Source organism: Streptomyces asiaticus, from assembly GCF_018138715.1.
GTDB classification, from domain to species: Bacteria; Actinomycetota; Actinomycetes; order Streptomycetales; family Streptomycetaceae; genus Streptomyces; species Streptomyces asiaticus.
Genome location: NZ_JAGSHX010000006.1, coordinates 4,242,331 through 4,260,147 on the forward strand (window position 1 = coordinate 4,242,331; position 17,817 = coordinate 4,260,147).

The window sequence follows — 17,817 nt, forward strand, 5'->3', positions numbered from 1 at the left end:
CGGTCCGGGGCGGCCCTGAGGCGACAGACGACTCCGCGTCACGCCTCCTTGCTCAGGTTCGGGCCCGCGCCACCGGCGGCGGACTCGATCGGCGGGGTGTCCGGCAGCGCCGACTTCTCCTCGCCGCGGAAGGTGAACTTCTTCTCCTCACCCTCGCCCTCGGTGTCCACGACCACGATGTGGCCCGGACGCAGCTCGCCGAAGAGGATCTTCTCCGAGAGGATGTCCTCGACCTCGCGCTGGATCGTCCGGCGCAGCGGCCGGGCGCCCAGGACCGGGTCGTAGCCCCGCTTGGCCAGCAGCTTCTTGGCGTCACCGCTGAGCTCGATGCCCATGTCGCGGTCCTTGAGCCGCTCGTCCACCTTGGCGATCATGAGGTCGACGATCTGGATGATGTCGTCCTCGGTGAGCTGGTGGAAGACCACGGTGTCATCGACACGGTTCAGGAACTCGGGGCGGAAGTGCTGCTTCAGCTCCTCGTTGACCTTGGCCTTCATCCGCTCGTAGCCGGTCTTCACATCGCCCTGGGCGGCGAAGCCCAGGTTGAAGCCCTTGGAGATGTCCCGGGTGCCGAGGTTGGTGGTCATGATGATCACCGTGTTCTTGAAGTCCACGACCCGGCCCTGGGAGTCGGTCAGCCGACCGTCCTCCAGGATCTGGAGCAGCGAGTTGAAGATGTCCGGGTGGGCCTTCTCGACCTCGTCGAAGAGGACCACGGAGAACGGCTTGCGGCGCACCTTCTCGGTGAGCTGGCCGCCCTCCTCGTAGCCCACGTATCCGGGCGGGGAGCCGAAGAGCCGCGAGACGGTGTGCTTCTCGCTGAACTCCGACATGTCGAGCGAGATCATCGCGTCCTCGTCGCCGAAGAGGAACTCGGCGAGGGTCTTGCTGAGCTCGGTCTTACCGACACCGGACGGGCCCGCGAAGATGAACGAGCCACCGGGGCGCTTGGGGTCCTTGAGGCCCGCACGCGTGCGCCGGATGGCCTGGGAGAGCGCCTTGATGGCGTCCTTCTGGCCGATGACGCGCTTGTGCAGCTCGTCCTCCATGCGCAGCAGCCGGGAGGACTCCTCCTCGGTGAGCTTGAAGACCGGGATGCCGGTGGCCGTGGCCAGGACCTCGGCGATCAGCTCCTCGTCGACCTCGGCGACGACGTCCATGTCGCCGGCCTTCCACTCCTTCTCCCGCTTCGCCTTGGCGGCCAGGAGCTGCTTCTCCTTGTCGCGCAGGCCCGCGGCCATCTCGAAGTCCTGCGAGTCGATCGCGGACTCCTTCTCCCGGCGCACATCGGCGATCTTCTCGTCGAATTCGCGCAGGTCCGGCGGTGCGGTCATCCGGCGGATCCGCATCCGGGAACCGGCCTCGTCGATCAGGTCGATCGCCTTGTCCGGCAGGAAGCGGTCCGAGATGTAGCGGTCGGCCAGGGTGGCGGCCGCGACCAGGGCCGAGTCCGTGATCGAGACGCGGTGGTGCGCCTCGTAGCGGTCCCGCAGACCCTTGAGGATCTCGATGGTGTGCGGCAGCGACGGCTCGGCGACCTGGATGGGCTGGAAGCGGCGCTCCAGGGCCGCGTCCTTCTCCAGGTACTTGCGGTACTCGTCGAGCGTGGTCGCGCCGATGGTCTGGAGCTCGCCCCGCGCCAGCATCGGCTTCAGGATGCTCGCGGCATCGATCGCGCCCTCGGCGGCACCCGCACCCACCAGGGTGTGGAGCTCGTCGATGAACAGGATGATGTCGCCGCGGGTGCGGATCTCCTTGAGCACCTTCTTCAGGCGCTCCTCGAAGTCACCGCGGTAGCGGGAGCCGGCGACCAGGGCGCCCAGGTCCAGGGTGTAGAGGTGCTTGTCCTTGAGGGTCTCGGGCACCTCGCCCTTGACGATGGCCTGGGCAAGGCCCTCGACGACCGCCGTCTTGCCGACGCCGGGCTCGCCGATGAGGACCGGGTTGTTCTTGGTGCGGCGCGAGAGCACCTGCATGACCCGCTCGATCTCCTTCTCGCGCCCGATGACCGGGTCGAGCTTGGATTCGCGGGCGGCCTGGGTGAGATTGCGGCCGAACTGGTCCAGGACGAGCGAGGTGGAGGGCGTGCCCTCCGCCGGGCCGCCGGCGGTGGCGGCCTCCTTGCCCTGGTAGCCGGAGAGCAGCTGGATGACCTGCTGCCGCACCCGGTTCAGATCGGCACCCAGCTTCACGAGGACCTGGGCGGCGACGCCCTCACCCTCGCGGATCAGGCCGAGCAGGATGTGCTCCGTGCCGATGTAGTTGTGGCCGAGCTGAAGGGCCTCGCGGAGCGACAGCTCCAGGACCTTCTTGGCACGGGGGGTGAAGGGGATGTGCCCGGACGGGGCCTGCTGCCCCTGCCCGATGATCTCCTCCACCTGCTGGCGGACCGCCTCGAGCGAAATCCCGAGGCTCTCCAGGGCCTTAGCGGCGACACCCTCACCCTCGTGGATCAGGCCCAGGAGGATGTGTTCGGTGCCGATGTAGTTGTGGTTGAGCATCCGGGCTTCTTCCTGAGCCAGGACGACAACCCGCCGCGCACGGTCGGTGAACCTCTCGAACATCGTTAATCGCTCCTCAGAGCGGTCAGAAAGATCGGGGACGATCCCCTCCCTGTCCTTCCGCATGCTAGTCCCGCAACCCGGGACAGCTCATTCCAACTGCCGACAACCGTCCGGATCACCCCCGCTCGCACGGGGCAAACAGCACTGGCCTCCTGCCCGAACAGCCGACAACTGCTTCAACCCGATGGTGCGAGACGATGTTCCCGCAGGCCAGGCATCTACGCCCACCGTCAGTACGCCGATGGCGAACGCCGCTTCCTCCCGACACGCGGACCGCCCCTCCCCACTAGGGATGTCTTACCCGCAAGCACAGATACTCCATGCCGCGGGGGCCGGTTCCATCCGCTATGGGCGAACAACCTTGCGTCCGTTCACCGGCCCTGTAGGGCCCCTTACGGGTACGGGGCGCTTACGGTCCGGTACGGAACGTCATCGCGTAGGGAGATCATCACGTACGACGGAGATCATCACGGACGAACGTGAACCGCCCGCGTAACCAAGCGGGCGGGCGGGGAGTTCTGCCGGGCATGATCCTCAGGGCCCACGGCGCGGAGCCGTCCGCACCGGCCGCCCGGTCACGCTGGTACGAGCGGGAGCTGGGCTGGCCGACGGCCGGCAGCGATCCCGTCGAATTGCTCACGGGGGTGGCCTTCGACGTCATCGAACTGCCGGCCGTGGCCGGTTTCGCGATGCTGCGGCGCGTACCGCGGACCGGTCCGGTCGCGGTGGAGGGTGCCTGGATGCGGCTCCTGGTGGCCACCGGCAGCGCGGACGAGCTTCCGGGGCTGCTCGACTGGCTGGAGTGGGGCGGTGTGGCCCTGGACCTGGGCGCGATCGGCGCCGGAGGCCGGATCACCGCGCCATGCCCCGCCCACTGCCGGCCACCGTCCCTGGCCGCCGGGGCTCCCGGTGAGCGATGCCCGCAGGAGGCCGCTGTATGGCTGCGACCTCCCGACGCGAAGGGCGAGGTGGAGCCGACGCTGCCGAGGGCAGGCTTCGGGGGCGATGGGGGCGCCCCCGATCTCGTACGGCTCGTGAGCACGGCGGCCACGGAGTGCCACCGAGCCCGGTTGGTGCGAGCCCTGCCACTGCCCAGACAGCGGCGAGCCGGGGAAGGGTGACGCGCTCAGCCGTTGGCCTTCTCGTACGCCTCACGGACGGTCGCCGGAACACGGCCGCGGTCGTTGACCTCGTAGCCGTTCTCCTTCGCCCAGGCGCGGATCTTCGCGGTGTCCTGACCGGCACCACCCGCCGCCGCGCGCGCCTTGCCCCGGCCGCCGGAGGCCCGGCCACCGGTGCGCCGGCCGCCCTTGGTGTACGGCTCCAGGGCGTCACGGAGCTTGTCCGCGTTGGTGGTGGTGAGGTCGATCTCGTAGCTCTTGCCGTCCAGAGCGAACGTCACGGTCTCGTCCGCCTCGCCGCCGTCGAGGTCGTCGACAAGAAGGACCTGAACCTTCTGTGCCATGGGGTTCCTTTCAGGGAAAACGGGGGGCTCGGGGGCACGGCGTTAGCCGCTGATGACTCACCCCCCAGGTAATTACACTACGAGAGAATAGGAAACCGCTTTTCCCGGAAAAACACAAACCCCTCGCGAGGGTTCGACCGATCCACCAAGCGGGAAGGCTCATGGAAGGTCATGTTCCGGAGCTATGTGATAGGGGAGCGATTCGGACATAGGGCCCGCGATCACAGTTGCAGAAGCATCCGGCTGTTGCCAAGGGTGTTCGGCTTCACCCGTTCGAGACCCAGGAACTCGGCGACGCCCTCGTCATAGGAACGCAGGAGCTCGCTGTAGACATCGCCGTCGACCGGCGTCTCGCCGATCTCCACGAAGCCGTGCTTGGTGAAGAACTCGACTTCGAAGGTGAGGCAGAAAATGCGCCGCACGCCCAGCCAGCGCGCGGTCTGTAGCAGCTTGTCAAGCACCAGATGCCCTACACCGGTGCCCTTGAGAGTCCGATCGACGGCGAGAGTGCGGACCTCCGCGAGGTCTTCCCACATGACGTGCAGCGCTCCACAGCCAATGACCTCAGCGTCGTCGTCGCGCTCGGCGACCCAGAACTCCTGGATGTCCTCGTAAAGCGTCACGGTGGCTTTGTCGAGCAGGATGCGATCGTCCACGTACGAGTCGATGAGACGGCGCACTGCCCGAACATCGCTGGTCCGGGCACGGCGGACGGTGACTACTTTTGATAGTGGGGAGGACATGAGCGGACGCTATCGCCCCGTGTCATCGCCCCGACTCACCGGGGCTCTCCCCCGGCTCCCCCAGTTGTGCGACGCGCATGGCATCCCGTAGTGCGTCGCGCTGCTCTTCGGACATCATCCCGAAGAACGCGACGAGTGCGGCCGCCGGGTTGTCACTGGTCGACCACGCTTCGTTCATCAGTGCGGCCGAGTAGGCGGCGCGCGTGGAGACCGCGGCATATCGATAGGCGCGGCCTTCCACCTCGCGGCGCAGCCAGCCCTTGTGATGCAGGTTGTCCATTACGGTCATGACCGTCGTGTAGGCGATCGAGCGTTCCCGCTGAAGGTCTTCCAGGACTTCCCGGACCGTGACCGGGCGGTTCCACTTCCACACCCGCGTCATGACCGCGTCTTCGAGATCTCCCAATGGCCGAGGCACACCGAGAATAATAGTGGGAGATGTCCTGAATGTCCGGCGGGTTGGACGGTTGGACGGGAAAAGCCGCACGCCCCGGGACGCGACGCGTCCGCGGGGCGTGGTCCGGCGTGATCGGTCCGATCAGGAGGTCTCGCGCTCCGGCGCCGGGCGCTCGGCCTCGGCGTGGGCCGCCAGCGCGGCGTCCACCGCGGCGTCCTCCTTGGACTTGTTGGCGCCGCCCTGGCTCTTCACCATCGTCACGATGAGCGCGGTGAAGGCAACGGCCATCACCACGGGCGGGACCAGCGCGGAGACGTAATCCATGGCTCTCGGCCTCCTTTTGCTCGAGACCACCAGATTACGCGGCGCGTCGCGGCCTCCCGGAGCCGGGCACCGGTCCCGGGCGGGGCGCCCGCGGGGCGGCAGGTCAGGCGGAGCGGGTCCCGGCGCCGGACGCGAGCCTCGACTCGTGCTCCGGGGGCGGCGAGGGGCGGCGGCGCTTGGGCGGGAAGACCTCCGCCGGCGTGGGCACCGGACGCCCCGGGCGCGGCGCCCGGCGGCCCGGCTCCCTCCGCTTCGGCTCCTCGCGGTCGCCGTGCTCCGGCGGCGTGGGCTTCTTACGGGGCTCACGCTTCTGCTCGTCGGACTGGAGCGCGGCCCCGGGCCCCCTCCGGGCGGCCCCCTGCGCGGCCGTCCCGGACGCCGCCGAGACCCCGCCGGGCAGGGCGCGCAGCCGGGGCGCCACGGGGGGCGTACGCGGCTCCACGGCGGCGCCGACGGCACCGGCGCGCTCACCGGCGCGCTCCGCGAGCCGGGCGCGTACGCCCCGCTCGGCAAGGCGCTCGCAGTGGCTCAGCAGCGCGCGCCGGCGCGTCGCCTCACCGCCCCCGGCGGCCGACCCGCACAGCGCGCGGAGCGCGGCCAGATCCTCGGCCAGCGGCTCATAACCGGCCGCCAGGGCGCCCTGGAGGTGCTCGAGATAGCCGACGGCTGCGCCGGGCAGGGCGGCGCGGTAGCGGGCGAGCTCGTCGAGCAGGAACGCTCGCAGCCGCCCGCCCTCGCGGACCGCTTCGTCCACGGCCTCGGCGAGCCGGAGACAGTCCTGGACCTCCTCCGCCCGGTCCGGGCCGAGGGGGCCGGCGGAGGGGGTGACGGGGTCGGGTTGGAGGGCGATGGCGAGGGCGCGTCGGAGCACACGCAGCTCATCCGCACTGAACGCCATTCCGCCGCGGGATCCATATGGCGTGGGCATGGGGCGACTTTAAGTGCTAAGCGGACAATTTTCGCTGAGCGCAGGACGGTGCGGCGCGTTGCGGACGCCGAGCCGCCATACGGGGGAAGCGCCGGACGGGACCGCGCCGAGGCGGTCCCGTCCGGACCCGGCACCCGGGGGCGGACCGTCGCATCCGGGTGCCGGTGTACATGGTCGACGGCCGTTCCGCTTGTCAATACGGAATTCGATGTGCCGTCTTTCCCTTGACCACCCCTTGCCTCATTGGCGAAGAGCGATCAGTCGCGCAGGACGAATCCCGAGTGCGGGAATTCGTTTCGGAATGCCGTCAATGCGGTCGAGCACCCAGGTGAAGAGCAGGTGAAGAGCTGATCACCGGTGCTCAGCCGCGCGAGACGTTCCGCTCGTAGACCAGTCTGAGGCCGATCAGGGTCAACCAGGGCTCATGCTCATCGATCACTGAGGATTCTCCTAGCACCATGGGCGCCAGACCGCCGGTGGCGATCACGGTGACGTCCTCGGGGTCCTGGGCGAGCTCGCGCGCCATACGGCGGACGATTCCGTCCACCTGGCCCGCGAAGCCGTACAGGATGCCGGACTGCATGGCCTCCACCGTGTTCTTCCCGATCACGCTGCGCGGGCGGGCCAGCTCGATCTTGCGCAATTGCGCCCCGCGTACGCCCAGCGCCTCGACCGAGATCTCGATGCCCGGCGCGATCACCCCGCCCACGTACTCCCCGCGCGCGCTGACCGCGTCGAAGGTCGTCGCGGTGCCGAAGTCGACCACCACGCACGGGCCCTCGTAGAGCTCCACGGCGGCCAGCGCGTTGATGATCCGGTCGGCGCCGACCTCCTTGGGGTTGTCCACCAGGATCGGCACACCGGTCTTCACGCCCGGCTCGACCAGGACGGACGGCACATCGCCGTAGTAGCGGCGGGTCACCTCGCGCAGCTCGTGGAGGACGGAGGGGACGGTGGAGCAGATGGAGATGCCCGCGATCCCGTCACCCAGCTCCTCGCCGAGCAGCGGGTGCATGCCCATCAGGCCCTGGAGCAGTACGGCGAGTTCATCGGCGGTGCGGCGGGCGTCGGTGGAGATCCGCCAGTGCTCGACGATCTCGTCGCCGTCGAAGAGGCCCAGCACGGTGTGCGTGTTGCCGACGTCAATGGTCAACAGCATGGGCGGCACCGCTTCCGGTCGGGCTCACGGCCGAGGTCGAGCCCTGGGGTGGTGGGTGGGGCGACGGGCGGGCGCGTATTGCCGACGTCTATGGTCAGGAGCATCGCTTACTTCTCCTCGGCCTCGCGCAGGTCCAGGCCGATGTCCAGGATCGGGGAGGAGTGGGTGAGCGCGCCGACCGCCAGGTAGTCGACACCCGTCTCGGCGTACGTACGGGCGTTGGCCAGCGTCAGCCGTCCCGAGGACTCCAGCGCGGCGCGCCCGGCGACCAGCTCGACGGCCTCGCGGGTCCGCTCCGGGGTGAAGTTGTCCAGCAGGATGAGATCCGCGCCCGCCGCCAGGACCGGCGGGATCTGCTCCAGGGTGTCGACCTCCACCTCGATCGGCACATCCGGGAACTCGGCCCGTACGGCGCCGAACGCCTCCGCGACACCGCCCGCCGCGATCACGTGGTTGTCCTTCACCAGCGCGGCGTCCGAGAGCGACATCCGGTGGTTGACCCCGCCGCCGCAGCGCACCGCGTACTTCTCCAGGGCGCGCAGCCCCGGCGTGGTCTTACGGGTGTCACGGACGCTGGTCTTCGTCCCCTCGAGGGCGTCGGCCCAGGCACGGGTCGCGGTCGCGATACCGGACAGCCGGCACAGCAGATTGAGCGCGCTGCGCTCGCCGGTGAGCAGGTCGCGGGTGCGGGTGCGGACGCTGAGCAGCTTCTGGCCGGGCTCCACCCGGTCGCCGTCCTCGACATGCCGCTCGACCTCGAACTCGTCCGTGCAGACCACGGACAGGATCGCCTCGGCGATCCGCAGCCCCGCGACGGTGCCCGCCTCACGGGCCGTGAAGTCGCCGGTGGCGAAGGCGTCCTCGGGGACGGTGGCCACGGTGGTGACGTCCACGCCCTGGTCGAGGTCCTCCTCGATGGCCATATGGGCGATGTCCTCGACCTGGACGGGGTCGAGTCCGGCGCGGATCAGCAGTTCGGCCAGATCGGGGTCCAGACCGCACTCCATCGGGTCGAGTTCACCGTCGTCACCGCCGCAGCCGCAGGCGTCGCCGCAGCCGCCCCCCGCACCGGGGCCGCCGATCTGGAGCAGCGGCAGGGACACGGGTGGCTGACGGTCTTCGGAAGTGCTGCTGCTCACGGGCGGGACTCCGTCTCGGCTCGGGGGGTGGTCGATGGGGGAAACGCTTCGGAGTCCGTGGCACGGACATCGAGGGCGCCGTCCGGGCGGAGGGTGACCAGCAGGTGGCGGCGCCAGGCGGCGTCGTCCCGCTCGGGGCGGTCCTCGCGCCAGTGGCAGCCGCGGGTCTCCTCGCGGCGGAGCGCGGCGGCCACCAGGACCCGGGCGACGAGATGGAGGTTGGTGGCCTCCCAGGTCTCGACCCCGGGCTCGGCCGTCTTGCCGTCCCGCCGCAGCTGCGTCACGGCGTCGTCCTGGACGCGGTCCAGCCGGTCGGCGGCGCGGGCCAGGCTCTCGGCGGAGCGGAGCACCCCGGCGCCGTGGGTCATGATGTGCTGGATCTCGTAGCGGGCCTCGGAGGCGAGCAGGGGCGCGTCGCCGGAAGCGGCGGGAGCCGATGGCCCGGTCCGCTCCGCGGGCCGCTCGCGTCGCCCGGTCCCGGCGGGCTCCGTCCCGGTGGACTCCACCCCGGCGGACTCCGCCCCCGTGGACTCCGCCCCGGCGGTGATGTCCTCCGCGATGCGCTCCGCGAAGACCAGGCCCTCCAGAAGGGAGTTGGAGGCCAGGCGGTTGGCGCCGTGGACGCCGGTGCAGGCGACCTCCCCGCAGGCGTAGAGACCGGGGACGGTGGTGCGGCCGCGCAGATCGGTGCGGACCCCGCCGCTCGCGTAGTGGGCGGCCGGGGCGACCGGGATGGGCTCGGTCACCGGGTCGATGCCGTGGGCGCGGCAGGCGGCGAGGATGGTCGGGAAGCGCCGCCCCCACATCTCGGCCCCGAAGTGGCGCGCGTCCAGGTACATGTGCTCGGCGCCGCGCTCCCGCATCCGCCGCATGATGCCCTTGGCGACGATGTCACGGGGCGCCAGCTCGGCCAGTTCGTGCTGCCCGCGCATGAACCGCACCCCGCCGACGTCCACGAGGTGGGCGCCCTCGCCGCGCACCGCCTCCGAGACCAGCGGCTGCTGGCCCTCCGCCTCCGGGCCCAGCCACAGCACCGTGGGATGGAACTGTACGAACTCCAGATCGCTCACCTCGGCCCCCGCGCGCAGCGCGAGCGCGACCCCGTCGCCGGTGGAGACGGCGGGGTTGGTGGTGGCGGAGAAGATCTGGCCCATGCCGCCCGTGGCGAGCACGACCGCGTCCGCCCTTACGGCGCCCACGCCATCCCGCTGGCCCTCGCCCATGACGTGCAGGGTGACCCCGGCCGCCCGGCCGGAGCCGTCCTTGAGCAGATCGAGCACCAGGGCGTTCTCCACGGTCTCGATACCGGCCGCGCGGACCGCCTCGACCAGGGCCCGGGAGATCTCCGCGCCGGTCGCGTCGCCGCCCGCGTGGGCGATCCGGCGGCGGTGGTGGCCGCCCTCGCGGGTCAGCTGGATCTCGCCCGTCACGTCGTCGGCGTCGAAGCGGGCGCCGGTGGCGATGAGCCGGCGCACCGCGTCGGGGCCCTCGGTGACCAGCGTCCGCACCGCCTGCTCGTCGCAGAGCCCGGCACCGGCCACCAGGGTGTCGTCCAGGTGCTGCTCGGGGGTGTCGCCCTCGCCGAGGGCGGCGGCTATGCCGCCCTGGGCCCAGCGCGTGGAGCCGTCGTCCAGGCGGGCCTTGGTGACCACGGTGACCCTGGCCCCGGCCGCGGCGCAGCGCAGCGCCACGGTCAGCCCGGCGACCCCGGAGCCGACGACCACGACATCGGCCTCGGTGGCCCAGCCGGGGGCGGGGGCGCGCAGGGCGGTGGCGGGGGCGGCGACCTCGGCCGCCGGGTGCCCGGTCGGACGGGTCATCGGGCGGCTCCGACCCACAGGCGGATGTTGTCTATCAGGCGGGTGGCGCCGACCTTGGCGGCGACGGCCAGCACGGCCTCGCCGGTGTGTCCGTCGGAGACCTCGGTGAAGTCGGCGGGGTCGACCAGGGCCAGATAGTCCAGGACGAGCGGCGGTTCGAGCCCCGCCGCCTCGTCGAGCACCGTCCGCGCCGCGGACCGCACCGCGGCGGGCGACGCGACCCGTATGAGCTCGTGCTCCTCGGACCCGGCCGGACCCTCCCCGGCCGCCAGCAGCCCCGCGTCGCGCCCCGCGAACAGCGCCCGGGACAGGGTCAGCGCGGTGTCCCGCTCCTGGGCCGTCAGATAGCGGTTACGGCTGGAGAGGGCGAGCCCGTCGCCCTCCCGGACGGTGGGGACGCCGACGATCTCCACCGGGAAGTTCAGATCGCGGACCATCCGGCGGACCAGCGACAGTTGCTGGGCGTCCTTCTCGCCGAAGAAGGCGATGTCGGGGCGGGTGAGATGGAGCAGCTTGCCGACGACGGTGAGCATCCCGTCGAAGTGGCCGGGGCGCGAGGCGCCCTCGTAGCGCTCGCCCAGGGCCCCGGCGGTGATCCGGACGCCCGGCTCGCCGCCCGGATAGACCTCCTCGGCGGTGGGGGCGAAGACGATGTCCGCGCCCGCCTCGGCCGCCACCCTGAGGTCGGCGTCGAGGGTGCGCGGATAGCGGTCGAGGTCCTCGCCCGCGCCGAACTGGAGCGGATTGACGAAGACGGTGACGGTCACCATGCCCTTGGCTCCCACCCGGGCGCGGGCGGCGCGGATGAGCGAGGCGTGCCCGTCGTGCAGCGCGCCCATGGTCATCACGACGGCCGTGCGCCCCGGCACGGCGAAGTGGGCGAGCGCCGCGTCCAGATCCGGGCGATGACGGAACAGCTCCACATCCGGCTCCCCTGGAAGCGCCTTGGTCCACAGCTTCGGACTCATGCCTCACTACCTCCCCGGCCCCGTGCGTCGGTCACGTCCGAGAGCACGCCCAGCAGGTCCTCGGCGAGCTCCGGCTTGAGCAGACCGTGCGCGAGCGCCCGGTCCGCGGTCGTACGGGCCATGGCCAGATAGCCGGCGACGGCGTGCGGGGCGTGCCGCCGCAACTCGGCGACATGGGCGGCGACCGTGCCCGCGTCGCCGCGCGCCACCGGACCGGTGAGCGCGGCGTCGCCGCTGCGCAGCGCGTTGTCCAGCGCGGCGCCGAGGAGGGGGCCGAGCATCCGGTCGGGGGCCTCGACCCCGGACGCGCGCAGCAGCTCCAGGGACTGGGCGACCAGCGTGGTGAGGTGGTTTGCGCCGATGGCGAGGGCGGCGTGATAGAGCGGGCGGGACTCCTCCGCGATCCACTCGGGCTCCCCGCCCATCTCGATGACCAGCGCCTCGGCCGCCAGCCGCAGCTCCTCGGGCGCGGTGACGCCGAAGGAGCAGCCGGCCAGCCGCTGGACGTCCACCGAGGTGCCGGTGAAGGTCATGACGGGGTGCAGCGCGAGCGGCAGCGCACCGGCCCGCAGCGCGGGCTCCAGCACGCTGACGCCGTAGCGGCCCGAGGTGTGCACCAGCAGCTGACCGGGGCGCACCGCACCGGTCTCGGCGAGGCCGCCGACCAGCTCGGGCAGCGCGTCGTCGGGGACGGTGAGCAGCACCAGCTCGGCCCGCGCCAGCACCTCGGAGGGCGGCACGATGGGGACTTCGGGAAGCAGGGCGGCGGCCCGGCGCACGGAGGCGTCGGAGACACCGGACGCGGCGACCGGGCGGTGCCCGGCGAGTCTCAGCGAGGCGGCGAGGGCCGGGCCGACGCGGCCCGCGCCGACGACCCCGACGGTGAGCCGGGCAGGTCGGTCCTGCGGCTCAGGCAGTGGTTGAGCGTTCACGCGGCAACGGCCTTCCGTTCCAGTCCTCAGGGGTACCGGACGATTCCCCGCCATGCTACGCGAGTGTTTCCGGGGGGTTTGGCCGCATGCCCGGGCCTGTGGACAACTCTGTGGTCCGATGGACAGGCGTGCGACATGATCAGCCCATGACGGACGGGACGGACGAGACAGACGAGACAGACGAGATGGACGGCACGGGCGGCGGGACGGAGCGGGCCGCGCGGGCGCGCCGCCTCGCGGCCTGGCACGGCGCCGAGCGGACGCTCGCGCGCGGGCCCGCCGAGGTGCGGATCGCCGAGCGGCTGGCCGCCCTCACGACCGCCCTTACGGCCGACACCGCGTCGTACGACGGGGACGGCTGGGTGGACATCTACGGCGACGGCATCGTCGAGGAGCTGGAGCGGCGGGTCGCCGAGCTGCTCGGCATGGAGGCCGCGGCGTTCTTCCCCACCGGCACCATGGCGCAGCAGGTCGCGCTGCGCTGCTGGGCGGGGCGCACCGGCAGTCCGGTGGTGGCGCTGCATCCGCTGGCCCATCTGGACGTGCACGAGCGGGACGCGTATCTGACGGTGAGCGGGCTGCGCGCGGTGCGTCCGACCAGCGAGCCGCGGCCGCCCACGGCCGAGGAGATCCGGGGCCTGGACGAGCCGTTCGGCACCCTCGCCCTCGAACTCCCGCTGCGCGACGCCGGATTCGTGCTGCCCGAGTGGGACGAGCTGGTCGCGGCCGTGGCGGCGGCCCGGGAGCGGGACGCGGTGGTGCACTTCGACGGGGCGCGGCTGTGGGAGTGCACGGCGCACTTCGGCCGGGAGCTGCCGGAGATCGCCGCCCTGGCGGACTCCGTCTATGTGTCCTTCTACAAGTCGCTCGGCGGCCTCTCGGGAGCGGCGCTGGCCGGGCCCGAGACCCTGGTGACCGAGGCCAGGGCGTGGCGCCACCGGTACGGCGGCCAGCTCTTCCAGCAGTGGCCGGTGGCGCTGGCGGCGCTGGACGGCCTGGACCACGAGCTGCCGAGGCTGCCGTCGTACGTTGCGCACGCGCGGGTCGTGGCCGAGGCGCTGCGGACGGCGTTCACGGCCGCGGGGGTGGGGTGGTCCCGGGTGCACCCGGAGGTGCCGCACACCCACCAGTTCCAGGTGTGGCTGCCGTATCCGGCGGCGGTGCTGGACGAGGCGGGGGTGCGGCTGGCGGAGGAGACCCGGACGGTGCTGTTCCGTCGCTGGCGGGAGCCGGGGCCGCCCGGCCTGGCCACGACGGAGCTGACGGTCGCCTCATCCGCACTCGAGTGGACGGCCGACGACGTCACGGCCGCGGCCGGTGCCTTCCTCACCCGGGTCCGTGAGCTCACGGAGGCCCCCGGGCTCACGGACGGGAACGGCTGACCGGCGCCGCGCGAACACCTCCCCGACCGCCCTTATGGAGCGCAGGGCATCCGTAAGGCGGCCACGACGGCCGCGGCGGCGGACCGGGCGGCCCTCCGTCACGGCCCGGAAGTCGCGGTACTCCCGCAGCTCCCGCAGGGTGCGCCAGTCGTGCGGGCCCGGTGCGGGCGGGGCGGGCTCGCCGCGCTGGGCAGCCCGGTAGAGGTCGAGTGCGTACTGCTCGGTGAGGGACATGGCTCGACGGTCCGCCCGGCCCCGGGCGCCGGTCACGCCGTTTGACGAGGGGCGTCAAACGAGGGGGACGCCGGGCCCGCGCTCGCGCACCATGAATCCATGGCCAATGTCATCGACATCGCCGGGCTGCCGCCCGAGCGCATCGTCTTCAGCCCGTCCCCGCTCGCCGAGCTGGGCGCCGCGCTCCATGTGCTGTCCGAGCCCGGCCACCACCCCGGGCTGCACGGCTGGGCCACCGCCACCGCCTCGGCGCTCAAGCCGGACCTCGCGGACCGGCTCTGCGAGGCGGACTTCCTGTGGCGCACCGCCCGCTCCGATCTGCTGCTCCCGGCCGCCCCCGGGGCGACGCTCGCCGAGGAGCTGGACGCGCTGGACCGGATCGACGACGAGACGTTCGTGGCGGCCGCCTTCGAGATCGCCTGCTCCCCCTCGTACACCCGGCAAACCCCCTCGCCGCTGGTCGACGCGGGTGAACGGGCCCGGGTCCGGGAGATGGCGGCCGCGCGCGGGCCGCGGCAGGCGGCCTTCACCGACCGCATGCTGGAGGACCCGGACGGCCTGCGGGTCTGGCTGCGGCGGCTGCTGGAGGACTGCGACCAGGCGTTCTTCGCCGACACCTGGCGGCGGGTGCGGCTCCAGCTGGCCGCCGACGCCCGCCACAAGGCCGAGCTGCTCCAGCGCAAGGGGCTCGCGGAGGCGCTGGCGTCGGCCTCCGCCGCGCTGTCGCTGTCCGAGGACGGGGACAGCATCCTGGTCGACAAGCTGGCGGGCGGCCGTACGACGGCGTACGGCGACGGCGTCACCTTCATCCCGACCGCCTTCGGCTGGCCGCACCTCGTCGTCCTGCACGCCCCCGGCTGGCGCCCGGTGATCCAGTACCCGGTCGCCACGCCCGAGCTGCCCCCGCCCGCCGCCCTGGAGCTCGTCCAGCGCCGCCTCGAGGCCCTGGCCCACCCGATGCGGATGCGGCTGTGCCGCACCCTGGCCCGCGGCCCGCACACCACCGGTGAGCTCTCCGAGTCGTACGGCATCACGCCCCCGGAGGTCTCCCGCCATATCGCCGTGCTGAAGAAGGCCGGTCTGCTCACCACCCGCCGCCGCGGCCGCTATGTGCTGCACCAGCTCGACCTGCCGTCGGTGGCCAGGCTGGGCAGCGACTTCCTGGAGAGCGTTCTGCGATAGGGCACCGGCCCCGCCTAAAATGTCCACCGCACGGTGAACGCGGTCGGAGCGGCGAACGGCGGAGGAGCGGCGATGAGCAACCGAAGCCACCGGTCCGCGCCGCTCCACACCCACCCCGACGACGTCCCCGTGCAGACCGCGCTCGCGGCGCTCGCCGACCCCGTACGGCTCCAGCTGGTCCGCGAACTCGCCACGGCGGCCGACTGGGAGCACACCTGCGGCACCTTCGACGTCCCCGTGGGCAAGGCGGCCCTCAGCCACCACTTCTCGGTGCTGCGCGCGGCCGGGCTGATCGAGCAGCGCGACCTGGGCCCCAAGCGGGTCAACCGGCTGCGCCGCCCCGAGTTCGACCAGCGCTTCCCCGGACTGCTCGACCTGGTCCTCCGCGAGCGGCCACGGAACGGCGAGGACACACGGTAGGCGGCGCCGACCGTAAGACGGCGTTGCCAACCGTAAGACGGCGCTGCCAACCGTAAGGACGCCGCCTCAACCGTAAGGACGCCCGTAAGGACGCCGCCTCAGCGGGTCGGTCCGGTCGGTCCGGTCGGCCCCCCGGCCCGGACCAGTCCGGTCTCGTAGGCCATCACCACCACCTGCACCCGGTCCCGCAGCTCCAACTTGGTGAGGATGCGGCCGACATGAGTCTTCACGGTCGCCTCGGACAGCACCAGCCGCGCCGCGATCTCGCCGTTCGACAGCCCCTGCGCGACCAGCATCACCACCTCGCGCTCCCGGTCGGTGAGCCGGTCCAGCTCCGGACGGGCCCGGCCCCCACCGGCTCCGCTGCCCGGCAGCATCGGCGCGAACCGGTCCAGCAGCCGGCGCGTGGTACTGGGCGCGACCACCGCGTCACCGCTGTGCACCGCGCGGATCGCCCCGAGCAGCTCGGCCGGCGGCACATCCTTGAGCATGAAGCCGCCCGCCCCGGCCTTGAGCGCGGAGAAGGCGTACTCGTCCAGGTCGAACGTGGTCAGGATGATGACCTTCGGCGCCCCGTCCCGCTCACATATCCGCCGGGTCGTCTCCACCCCGTCCAGCTTGGGCATCCGGACGTCCATGAGGACGACGTCCACCTCGGTGGAGCGCAGCACCTGGAGCGCCTCCACCCCGTCGCCCGCCTCGGCGACGACCTCCATATCGGGCTGGGCCGCGAGCACCATCCGGAAGCCGGTGCGCAGCAGCACTTGGTCATCGACGAGCATGACGCGGATCGACATCCCGGACGGTCCCTTCCCTCTGGCCTGACAGCCGGCCTACAGCACGAATCAGATGGCTCAACGGACAGATGGCTCAACGAACCGGCTTCAGCGGCAGCAGCGCGCTGATCCGGAAGCCGCCGCCCGGTCGCGGGCCCGCGTCGAGCGTGCCGCCCACCATGCCGACGCGCTCCCGCATCCCGATCAGACCATGACCGCTGCCGTCGGCGCCGCCGTCCTCGTACATCTCGCGCTGCGCGCCCCGCCCGTCGTCCTCGACCAGCAGCCCGAGCCCGTCGTCGAAGTAGGTGAGGCGGACGCTCGCGCCCACGTCCGGGCCGCCGTGCTTACGGGTGTTGGTGAGCGCCTCCTGCACGATCCGGTACGCGGTCAGCTCGACCCCGCTGGGGAGCTGGCGCGGGCTGCCCACGACCTTGAAGTCCACCGGGAGCCCGGCGCCGCGCACCTGCTCCACGAGCTCGTCGATCTGCTCGACGTCCGGCTGCGGTACGTAGTCGTTCTCCTCGCCCGGCTCCCCGGTGCGCAACACGCCCAGCAGCCGCCGCATCTCGGCGAGCGCCTGGCGGCCGGTGCCGGAGATCGTCTCCAGCGCCTGCCGGGTCTGGTCGGGCGAGGAGTCCAGGACGTACGCGGCGCCGTCCGCCTGCACCACCATCACCGACACGTTGTGCGCCACGACGTCGTGCAACTCCCGTGCGATCCGGGCGCGCTCGGCGGCCACCGCGACCTTCGACTGCGCCTCGCGCTCCTTCTCCAGCCGGGCGGCCCGCTCCTCGAGCTGCGCGTAGTAGGCGCGGCGGGTGCGGATCGAGTCGCCGAGCACCCAGGCCAGGACGAAGGGGATGGAGACGAAGACCGCCGAGACCACGTCCTCCCACCAGCCCTGCTGGGAGTGCGGCCAGCGGAGGGTGGCGAGGGGGGCCGCGCTGATCGCCACGCCCAGCGCGAAGCGGGAGGCCGGGCGCGAGGAGGTGACCGCCACCGTGTAGACGATCACCAGCATGGCGAAGTCGGCCACATTGGGCTGGACGTTCGCGGCCATCTGGGCGAGACCGCACAGGATGGCCAGCACCAGCATCTTCTCGGGGGCGCGGCGGCGCAGCGCGACCGTCGCCCCCAGCGCCAGCACGATCGGCACGCCCGCCACGCGGGAGCCCCGGCCCAGCGACGCCTCCACGAGCCACAGGAACCCGGAAGCGACAAGGAGGACGGCCCAGAAGGTGTCCACCCCTGTCGGATGCCTGCGGAGAAATTCGTAGAGGCGCTGCACGTCACCCAGCGTAGGCATCGCCGGACCCCTCCCGGGTCAGCCCGAGGGGCGATCCGAAACCCCCGGCCCTACTCCCCAAGGTGGAGACCACTC

Annotated in this window: 17 protein-coding genes; 4 read left to right on the forward strand and 13 right to left on the reverse strand. The window is 72.0% G+C overall.

The genetic code is table 11. The annotated features are described in order from the left end of the window. Window positions 1-38: 38 nt before the first annotated feature. Window positions 39-2,564, reverse strand: a complete 2,526-nt coding sequence (locus tag KHP12_RS25185; RefSeq protein ID WP_037960519.1) for an ATP-dependent Clp protease ATP-binding subunit — start codon at window positions 2,562-2,564, stop codon at window positions 39-41. A gap of 527 nt (window positions 2,565-3,091) precedes the next feature. Between KHP12_RS25185 and KHP12_RS25190 the strand changes: the two genes are divergently transcribed. After that, window positions 3,092-3,685 carry an SCO3374 family protein gene (locus KHP12_RS25190; RefSeq protein ID WP_086886175.1) on the forward strand — a complete coding sequence of 198 codons (594 nt, stop codon included), beginning with the start codon at window positions 3,092-3,094 and terminating at the stop codon, window positions 3,683-3,685. A 5-nt stretch (window positions 3,686-3,690) separates the two neighbouring features. Here KHP12_RS25190 and KHP12_RS25195 read toward each other — a convergent pair whose 3' ends face one another. The 10 genes from KHP12_RS25195 to KHP12_RS25240 all read right to left on the reverse strand — a co-directional run bounded on the left by KHP12_RS25195 (window position 3,691) and on the right by KHP12_RS25240 (window position 12,439). Next, complete coding sequence (locus tag KHP12_RS25195) at window positions 3,691-4,029, reverse strand: histone-like nucleoid-structuring protein Lsr2 (protein ID WP_037960512.1); 339 nt, start codon at window positions 4,027-4,029, stop codon at window positions 3,691-3,693. Between the two features lie 221 nt (window positions 4,030-4,250). Next, window positions 4,251-4,772 (reverse strand): amino-acid N-acetyltransferase, encoded by a 522-nt coding sequence (locus tag KHP12_RS25200; RefSeq protein WP_078559538.1) that lies wholly within the window; start codon window positions 4,770-4,772, stop codon window positions 4,251-4,253. A 22-nt stretch (window positions 4,773-4,794) separates the two neighbouring features. After that, window positions 4,795-5,190 (reverse strand): BlaI/MecI/CopY family transcriptional regulator, encoded by a 396-nt coding sequence (locus tag KHP12_RS25205; protein ID WP_075200364.1) that lies wholly within the window; start codon window positions 5,188-5,190, stop codon window positions 4,795-4,797. A gap of 120 nt (window positions 5,191-5,310) precedes the next feature. Further along, window positions 5,311-5,493, reverse strand: a complete 183-nt coding sequence (locus KHP12_RS25210; RefSeq protein WP_037960495.1) for a hypothetical protein — start codon at window positions 5,491-5,493, stop codon at window positions 5,311-5,313. Between the two features lie 103 nt (window positions 5,494-5,596). After that, window positions 5,597-6,421, reverse strand: coding sequence for a hypothetical protein (locus tag KHP12_RS25215; RefSeq protein ID WP_210609469.1), 825 nt, complete (start codon window positions 6,419-6,421; stop codon window positions 5,597-5,599). A gap of 361 nt (window positions 6,422-6,782) precedes the next feature. Next, the gene (locus KHP12_RS25220) at window positions 6,783-7,580 is read right to left on the reverse strand and encodes a type III pantothenate kinase (RefSeq protein WP_020870373.1); all 798 of its coding nucleotides are present in this window, start codon (window positions 7,578-7,580) and stop codon (window positions 6,783-6,785) included. A 107-nt stretch (window positions 7,581-7,687) separates the two neighbouring features. Beyond that, on the reverse strand, window positions 7,688-8,719 hold the full coding sequence (gene nadC, locus KHP12_RS25225; protein ID WP_086885670.1) for a carboxylating nicotinate-nucleotide diphosphorylase: 1,032 nt from the start codon (window positions 8,717-8,719) through the stop codon (window positions 7,688-7,690). Further along, complete coding sequence (locus KHP12_RS25230; protein ID WP_086885671.1) at window positions 8,716-10,539, reverse strand: L-aspartate oxidase; 1,824 nt, start codon at window positions 10,537-10,539, stop codon at window positions 8,716-8,718. Before KHP12_RS25230 ends, nadC begins: the two co-directional genes overlap by 4 nt. After that, on the reverse strand, window positions 10,536-11,507 hold the full coding sequence (gene panC, locus KHP12_RS25235) for a pantoate--beta-alanine ligase (RefSeq protein ID WP_211833821.1): 972 nt from the start codon (window positions 11,505-11,507) through the stop codon (window positions 10,536-10,538). The genes KHP12_RS25230 and panC overlap by 4 nt, the downstream gene beginning before the upstream one ends. Beyond that, window positions 11,504-12,439, reverse strand: coding sequence for a Rossmann-like and DUF2520 domain-containing protein (locus tag KHP12_RS25240; RefSeq protein ID WP_037960486.1), 936 nt, complete (start codon window positions 12,437-12,439; stop codon window positions 11,504-11,506). Before KHP12_RS25240 ends, panC begins: the two co-directional genes overlap by 4 nt. A 146-nt stretch (window positions 12,440-12,585) precedes the next feature. On the opposite strand from KHP12_RS25240, the gene KHP12_RS25245 reads away from it, so the two are divergent. The 3 genes from KHP12_RS25245 (at window position 12,586) to KHP12_RS25255 (ending at window position 15,657) form a co-directional block, all read left to right on the forward strand. Next, complete coding sequence (locus tag KHP12_RS25245; RefSeq protein ID WP_086885672.1) at window positions 12,586-13,821, forward strand: threonine aldolase family protein; 1,236 nt, start codon at window positions 12,586-12,588, stop codon at window positions 13,819-13,821. A 333-nt stretch (window positions 13,822-14,154) separates the two neighbouring features. Next, window positions 14,155-15,237: a DUF5937 family protein gene (locus KHP12_RS25250; RefSeq protein ID WP_086885674.1), complete on the forward strand. Its 1,083-nt coding sequence runs from the start codon at window positions 14,155-14,157 to the stop codon at window positions 15,235-15,237. Window positions 15,238-15,309: 72 nt separating this feature from the next. After that, window positions 15,310-15,657: an ArsR/SmtB family transcription factor gene (locus tag KHP12_RS25255; protein ID WP_086885675.1), complete on the forward strand. Its 348-nt coding sequence runs from the start codon at window positions 15,310-15,312 to the stop codon at window positions 15,655-15,657. 98 nt (window positions 15,658-15,755) lie between these two features. Here KHP12_RS25255 and KHP12_RS25260 read toward each other — a convergent pair whose 3' ends face one another. Next, window positions 15,756-16,454 (reverse strand): response regulator transcription factor, encoded by a 699-nt coding sequence (locus tag KHP12_RS25260; protein WP_211833822.1) that lies wholly within the window; start codon window positions 16,452-16,454, stop codon window positions 15,756-15,758. Between the two features lie 73 nt (window positions 16,455-16,527). Continuing rightward, window positions 16,528-17,724 carry a sensor histidine kinase gene (locus KHP12_RS25265; protein ID WP_086885679.1) on the reverse strand — a complete coding sequence of 399 codons (1,197 nt, stop codon included), beginning with the start codon at window positions 17,722-17,724 and terminating at the stop codon, window positions 16,528-16,530. Window positions 17,725-17,817: the final 93 nt, after the last annotated feature.